This window comes from Marinobacter sp. (assembly GCF_041686475.1).
Taxonomy (GTDB): Bacteria; Pseudomonadota; Gammaproteobacteria; order Pseudomonadales; family Oleiphilaceae; genus Marinobacter.
In genome coordinates this window covers 151,814-154,198 of record NZ_JAWLDU010000001.1, presented here as the reverse complement: position 1 = coordinate 154,198, position 2,385 = coordinate 151,814, and the positions used below count along the sequence as shown (strand labels likewise).

The 2,385-nt window shown below is 57.6% G+C and carries 3 protein-coding genes; all 3 read right to left on the bottom strand.

What is annotated here, in order from left to right; genetic code table 11:
• Positions 1-48: 48 nt before the first annotated feature.
• Positions 49-1,032, bottom strand: coding sequence for a UDP-glucose 4-epimerase GalE (gene galE, locus ACESMB_RS00690; RefSeq protein ID WP_372970700.1), 984 nt, complete (start codon positions 1,030-1,032; stop codon positions 49-51).
• A gap of 9 nt (positions 1,033-1,041) precedes the next feature.
• Positions 1,042-1,542, bottom strand: coding sequence for a tRNA adenosine(34) deaminase TadA (tadA, locus tag ACESMB_RS00685; RefSeq protein WP_372970699.1), 501 nt, complete (start codon positions 1,540-1,542; stop codon positions 1,042-1,044).
• Positions 1,543-1,899: 357 nt separating this feature from the next.
• Positions 1,900-2,385 (bottom strand): hypothetical protein (locus ACESMB_RS00680; protein ID WP_372970698.1); only part of this gene is annotated, 486 nt, incomplete at its 5' end.

Here is a 2,385-nt window from a genome sequence, read left to right as displayed (position 1 = left end):
AAAACCCTGATATCTGAAATGTGTTGTAAGCGTTGAAACAGGCCCGTATCAGCCCTGCTTGTCCTGCCAGATTTTTTCCCAGGCCAGTGCCGTGCCGACGATGGTATCCAGATCGTCGTAATCCGGTTGCCAGCCAAGAACCTGTTTGATGCGCGAATTGTCTGCCATCAGCGCAGCAGGATCCCCTGCCCTGCGGCCGGTTTCCTGCACCGGAAAGTCGTTGCCCGACTTGCGCTTTACCACGTCTATGACTTCACGCACCGTAAACCCGCGCCCGTAGCCGCAGTTCAGAACACGGGAGTCGCCACCGCCTGCCATATAATCCAGCGCCATGACATGGGCCTTGGCCAGGTCTTCCACGTGGATGTAATCGCGGATGCAGGTGCCGTCACGGGTGTCGTAATCGGTGCCGAATACGCTCATGCCATCGCGCTTTCCGATGACACACTCACAGGCCACCTTGATCAGATGAGTGGCTTCAGGCGTTGCCTGGCCCAGCAAACCATCCGGATTAGCGCCGGCCACATTAAAGTAACGCAGAATAACGTAATTCAGGGACGATGCGGCCGCCAGGTCCATGATCATCCGTTCGCTCATCATCTTGGATGCGCCATAGGGGTTGATCGGAGCCAGGGGGAGATCTTCCGTCAGGACGGTTTCTTCCGGCATGCCATAGACCGCCGCCGTGGAGGAAAACACCATATGGGGAACCTGGTGATCCTCGACGGCTTTCAACAGATTCAGCGTATTGCGGGTGTTGTTGCTGTAATACTTGAGGGGATTCTCCACCGACTCCGGTACCACGATATTGGCCGCGAAATGCAGAACGGCATCGAATCGATGCTGGCTGAAAAGGTCGGCGATGGCCTTTTCGTCGGCAAGATCGCCAACCACCAGCTCACCACGGGTGACCGCCCAGCGATAACCGGTGGACAGGTTGTCGAATACTATGATGTCGTGCCCGGCCTGACCCAATTGCCTGACTACATGACTGCCTATATAGCCGGCTCCGCCGGTCACCAGAACTTTCATGATCGATGTTCACTCCTTCCCTGAAACCAATTGCCTCCGGCGCCGGCTGTCGGCCCGCCGCCGTGCGAAAAACTCACTGATAATACCGCTGCACTGGATGGCCAGAACGCCACCTGCGGATTCAACACGCCAGTTCAGATGATCCTCTTCCAGCGTCTGTCGGGCGGACACCACGGCGCCGGCTTTCGGTTCGGTAGTGCCGAACACCAGACGACTGACACGGCTATGCACAATAGCGCCCACACACATGGTACAAGGCTCAAGGGTGACGTAAAGCGTGGCACCCGGCAACCGGTAATTTCCGACACGGCGGGCGGCGTCCCGCAGGGCACGCATCTCAGCATGGGCAGTAGGATCGCACCCGCTGATCGGCGCATTAAAACCTGCGCCGATTTCTTTGCCATCAAGTACCACCACCGCCCCCACCGGAACCTCTCCGGCAGCCGCAGCCTGCCCTGCCAGCTGCAGGGCCCGGCCCATCCAGGCTTCATCTTCACGGTTGTCAGTCATGCATTCCTGTCAAATTTATACGGGCGATAATTTTCCCCTTTCTACACCCCGCATTCAAGCGGGTACGGGACAGGTCAGCGTTTTAATGTGATTGGCTGCTTGAGCTCAAAGGTTAAAAGGTCAAGAGGTGGGGGGCGCTATCAAACAGTCGCTGGTATGCCTGAACCCTGAGCAGAAGTGGAACATCGGATTTGGTGGCACAAAGAGGTCTATCTATTCTGCTACGCAGAGGACTTCCCCGGGCTTCAGCCCGGGGACGTTCGCGGAATCCGACGGCTCTACGGAATCGGTGCCAAGGGCAGTCAACCTGCCGACGGCCTCGACTCCCACCGGATCAAACCAGCACTCTGACGTGCCTCAGAAGTTGTAACCCAGACCGACTGTATAAGCCCAGATGCCGTCGTCCTGGAACGCATCGGTGGCTTCGTCGGTGTCGCTGAACAGGAACTGGTACTCGGCGCGGGCAAGGAAATAGGTCTTTGTCTGCACGTAATATTTTATGCCTGTTTCCAGGCCGGCAAATGCACTGTCTTTGACGCCATCACCGTAGATCCCGCCGAGGCTGGCACCGACGAAGGGTCGTGCGCGATCCTGAAGGAACTGATAGTCCATGTAACCTCGGGTTGAGCCGTTCCAGAAATCATCCGAGACACCCTCGCCTTCAATATCGGCGTAGTTGAGGCTCTGGCGGACACCGGCTACCACGTCATCCCTCAGATACCAGCCCAGATCGCCGGTCACGCCGAAGCTCCCGCTGTTGAAATCCCGGTCATTACTGCCGGTACCGGAGAGAGAGAATTCCCGGTCGCCCTCATGTGGGCCAAACTCTGAGGATTGGGCGGA

What these genes read in the sequence shown, in the direction of transcription:
- galE (WP_372970700.1), bottom strand. Translation starts at nt 1,032, where the DNA reads ATGAAAGTTCTGGTGACCGGCGGAGCCGGCTATATAGGCAGTCATGTA.
- tadA (WP_372970699.1), bottom strand. Translation starts at nt 1,542, where the DNA reads ATGACTGACAACCGTGAAGATGAAGCCTGGATGGGCCGGGCCCTGCAG.